The sequence below is a fragment of the Yinghuangia soli genome, from assembly GCF_021502675.1.
In the GTDB taxonomy this organism is placed as follows: domain Bacteria; phylum Actinomycetota; class Actinomycetes; order Streptomycetales; family Streptomycetaceae; genus Yinghuangia; species Yinghuangia soli.
Genome location: NZ_JAKFHA010000038.1, coordinates 1 through 4,214 on the forward strand (window position 1 = coordinate 1; position 4,214 = coordinate 4,214).

3 protein-coding genes and 1 pseudogene are annotated in these 4,214 nt (G+C 72.2%); 2 read left to right on the top strand and 2 right to left on the bottom strand.

Annotated elements, in window-relative coordinates; translation table 11 throughout:
• A pseudogene (locus tag LZ495_RS36645) lies at positions 1-114 on the top strand (IS5/IS1182 family transposase); the annotation flags it as partial.
• A gap of 9 nt (positions 115-123) precedes the next feature.
• On the opposite strand, the gene LZ495_RS36650 reads toward LZ495_RS36645, so the two are convergent.
• Entirely contained in the window at positions 124-549 is a 426-nt protein-coding gene (locus tag LZ495_RS36650) for a hypothetical protein (RefSeq protein ID WP_235057557.1), read from the bottom strand.
• A 414-nt stretch (positions 550-963) separates the two neighbouring features.
• Between LZ495_RS36650 and LZ495_RS36655 the strand changes: the two genes are divergently transcribed.
• Positions 964-2,703: an MFS transporter gene (locus tag LZ495_RS36655; RefSeq protein WP_235057487.1), complete on the top strand. Its 1,740-nt coding sequence runs from the start codon at positions 964-966 to the stop codon at positions 2,701-2,703.
• A 160-nt stretch (positions 2,704-2,863) separates the two neighbouring features.
• On the opposite strand, the gene LZ495_RS36660 is transcribed toward LZ495_RS36655, so the two are convergent.
• On the bottom strand, positions 2,864-4,036 hold the full coding sequence (locus LZ495_RS36660) for an Rv3169 family protein (protein ID WP_235057488.1): 1,173 nt from the start codon (positions 4,034-4,036) through the stop codon (positions 2,864-2,866).
• Between the last annotated feature and the right edge of the window lie 178 nt (positions 4,037-4,214).

Genomic DNA, 4,214 nt, shown 5'->3' on the forward strand with positions numbered 1-4,214 from the left:
TTCAACCGCCTCAAGCACTTCCGCGGCATCGCCACCCGCTACGACAAGACCGCCACCTCCTACGAAGCAGCCGTCACCCTCGCCGCAACACTCCTCTGGCTCCAACCACATTGAAGACAGGGCCTAGGCCGAGCCCTTCTTGTCGAGCTTCAAGGTGATCGCGCCGTCCGGGTCGGGGTGGAAGTACACCTTCCTGGACTGCGTGGGGAGTTGGATGTCGTCGAAGTAGAGCTGGGCGTCGAACTTGCCGATTTCACCGGCATCGACCGTCAGGTAGACGAAGTCGGCCGGGGTGAGATCCCACGTGCCGCTGAAGTCCGCGGGGCCGGCGCTTCCGAAGCCCTTGACGTCGCGTTCGCCGATGCCCTTGGCGCTGAACGTCCCGTCGGCCTTGAGCACGATCTCGCTGCTCTTGTTGCGGTAGGTACCCGGCACGTCCTCGGGCTCGACCGGGGGCGCGCATCCCGAGGCGAGCACCGCGGCGGTCATCAGTACGGCGGCCGACAGACACTTCCCCGCCCGGCTGGTCTTCCCGGCCCAAGTGCGCATGTTCACAGAGCTCTCCCCTGAGTTCGGCTGCAGGCTTTGCGGCCCGCCCACACATATTTGAACATGTTCAAAAAAGGATTGCACGCCGGGGTCCCGGTAGCCGGCCATCGGACGGAGGCCCGGGACACGGCTTCGACTGCCTGCCGTCCGGCGCGCATCGCGCGCCGTCGAACCACGCGCAGCAGCCGGTCCCGGTACGGGGAAGTCCGCGCCGGGACCGGCCCCTTACGGAGCCGCCGCGGGGCGGGGCACAGCGGGAGCCTGCCGACGTGCCCCGGCCTGGCCCTGCGCTGCCCCGGCGTGAGACCTGACCCGCCCCGCCCCTGCCCGCCTTTCGGAGGTTTCGCCAGAAATAGGCGGTGGGAACCGACACAGGTCGGCTCGCCCGGGCCGCCTGCGCCGACAGGAGGCCCGTTGTCCGGATCGAGCGGTACGAGCGGTACGAGCGGTACGAGCGGCACGAGCAGCGGTGGCGGCGCCGGAGACGCGCCCGACGGCTTCACGCCCGACCCGCGCCGCTGGAAGGCCCTCGGCGTCCTCGCCCTCGGCCTGTCGCTGATCGTGCTGGACGGCACGATCGTCAACGTGTCGCTGCCGGTGATCATCGCCGATCTGCACCTGGACTTCTCCGAGGCCCAGTGGGTCAACTCGGTCTACTCGGTGGTCTTCGCGGCGCTGCTGATCACCTGCGGGCGGCTCGGCGACCGGTTCGGGCGCCGTCTGCTGTTCGTCACCGGTGTGCTGGTCTTCGCGGCCGGCAGCGTCCTGGCGGCGGCCGCGGGCAGCGCGGGGCCGCTGATCGCGGGACGCGTCGTGCAAGGCCTCGGCGGCGCTTGCGTGCTGCCCGCCACCCTCTCGGCCGTCAACACGCTCTTCCGCGGCCGGGAGCGGACGATCGCGTTCGCGGTGTGGGGCTCGGTGATCTCCGGCATGGCCGCACTCGGGCCGCTGCTCGGCGGCTGGCTGACCACCGAGTTCACCTGGCCGTGGATCTTCCTGGTCAACCTGCCGATCGCGGCCCTGGTCCTCGCGGGCACGGCCGCGTTCGTGCCGGAGACCCGCGATCCGCATCCCGGGACCGGTACGGACCTGCCCGGCGTGCTGCTCAGCGCGACCGGGTTCGGTGTGCTGGTCTTCGCACTCGTCGAGGGCCAGACGTACGGCTGGTGGAAGCCGCTCCAGCCGCTGCACTTCGCGGGGCTGACCTGGCCGGCGGACGCTCCGGTCTCACCGATCCCGGTGCTGCTCGGGCTCGGCGTCCTGCTCCTCGCCGCCTTCGTCGCGCACGAGTTCCGGCGGGCGCGCGACGGCCGCCCGGCGATCCTGGAGCTCGCGCTCTTCCGGCACCCGAGCTTCCGCTGGGGCAATCTCGCCGCGCTGCTCGTCGCGCTGGGCGAGTTCGGCCTGTTGTTCGTCCTCCCGCTGTACCTGGTGAACGTGCTCGACCTCAGCACGCTGATCGCGGGTGTCGTGCTGGCCGTCATGGCGCTGGGCGCGTTCCTCGCGGGCGGCATCACCGAGAAGCTCGCGCAGACCATGGCACCGGCGGGCATCGTGCGGCTCGGGCTGGCGCTGGAGGCCGGTTTCGTGGCGCTGACCGCGGTGTTCGTACGCGCCGACACCTCGCCCTGGCTCCTCGCGGTGCTGCTCGCCGGGTACGGCCTCGGCCTCGGCTTCGCCTCCGCGCAGCTGACCGGCACGGTCCTGGCCGACGTCCCGCCGGAACGCTCCGGACAGGGCTCCGCGGTGCAGAGCACGGCCCGCCAGATCGGCTCCGCACTGGGTGCCGCGCTCATCGGCGGCCTGCTGTCGATGCTGCTTGCGCACACGCTGCCCGACCGGGTGGAAGAGGTGCCCGGGGTGGACCCGCAGGCGGCCGCGCAGGCCGCCGACGCGACGCGTGCTTCCGCGGGGTCGGCCATCGACACCATCCGGGCGCAGGGCGAGACCGGACCGCTGGGGGCGCAGGGGCCGGCGGTGGTCGACGCGCTGGACGAGGGCTTCGCGGCGGCGACGCGCACGACGATGTTCGCCGCCGCGGGCTTCCTGGTGCTCGGGCTGCTGGCCGCGACCCGGATCCCGCGTACGGCGCCGGCCCGGCAGCCGAAGGGCGGCGCAACGGCGGCCGAGCCGGCCGACGCGACCATCCGCTGACCGCCCTGCCGGCGACCGGCGACCGGCGACCGGCGACCGGCGACCGGCGACCGGCGACCGGCTGCGAACCACGAAAAGGCCGGGTTCGGCACGGGGGGAAGTCCGTGCCGGGCCCGGCCTTTTGCGGAGATGCGGAGATTCGGAGATGCGAAGACGAGGACTACTCCCCCGGGTGCCCGTCCAGGATCTCCTTGAAGCCGTAGCGCTGGTGCGGGCCGAAGATGATCTGCTCCAGGACGCCGACGCCCACGCGCCCGCGGCCGCCTATCTCGGTGACCCGGATGACCTGCTGCTGGTGCTGCTTGTCGAAGGCCAGCGGGTCGACCTCGTCGACGACCCACGTCTCGCCCTCGACGGCCAGTTCGCCCTGCCAGACGCCGTGGCCCCACTTGCTGTGCAGGTAGCCGAGACCGGCCAAGTAGCCGCGGGTGCCGAGCGGTTCGATGCGGTAGGCGAACTCCTTGCCCTCCGCGTCGGCGAGGTGCATGGTGCCGCCGGAGACCCGGCGGGTGCCCGGGAAGAACGTCAACTCGTGGCGTACCGGGTGCAGTTCGGTGTAGCCGATGGCGTCGTGGCCGTCCGTGGGGACGGCCAGCGCGGCGGTGTCCGGTACGGCGCCCAGCGGCTGGGCGGCCATGCGGTGCCCGTCCTTCTGGTACATCTCGCCGTCGGCGCGCTCGAACGAGCCCCATAGGGTGACCTCGTCCTCCCAGTGGATGGGCGCCCACAGCCACATCAGCGGGTTGAACGGCTTCGGAGCGCCCGCGTCGCGCTCGCCGACCGGGCGGATGCCCCACGAGCGGTCGCGGGTGGCGAGCGTGGTCTCCGGGTTCACGTCGATGACGCGGCCGCCGGGCAGCGTGACCGTGCCGGACCAGACGCCGAGCTGGGTGAGCCGGGTGGCGTCCATGATCACGTGGTGCCCGTTGCGGGTGGTGACGCGCGGCTCCTCGATGACCGCGGCGCGCGCGGTGAAGGTGAGGTCGCAGGTCAGCCCGGTGTCGTTGCCCTCGCCGGTCGCGTAGACGCGCAGCACCTTGAGGGGCTCGACGACCTCGATGCCGAGCGGGCCGACGGTCAGGTCGAAGCGGTCCTGCGGGGCGCGGCGCGAGCCGTGCAGGCTGTACTGGACGCCGTCCACGCTGATGGTGAAGTGCGCGTCGGCGACGAAGCGGTTCGGGTACAGGCCGTGCGCGAACGCGAAGTAGAACGCGCCGTCGCGGTCGTACCCGTTGAACCAGTAGCGGTCGTACGCGTTGCGGTCCGAGGTCGCGGGGGTCGCGATGGGCTCGGGCGTCTGGTGGATCGGGAAGTCGTCCGCGGGAGTGAGCACGGCGCGGGCCCCTTTCGTCGTTCCGAGCGGCCGTCCCGTGAGGTTAGGCCGCGTTTCCGCTGGTGAGAACAGCCATGGACGCGCGGAGCAGGGTGACACGTGTCACCCTGCGGCCATGCGGGAGGCGCGGGGGGGGCCCCCCCCCGCCCCGCCCCCCCAGGGGGCGGCCGGGGGCGGC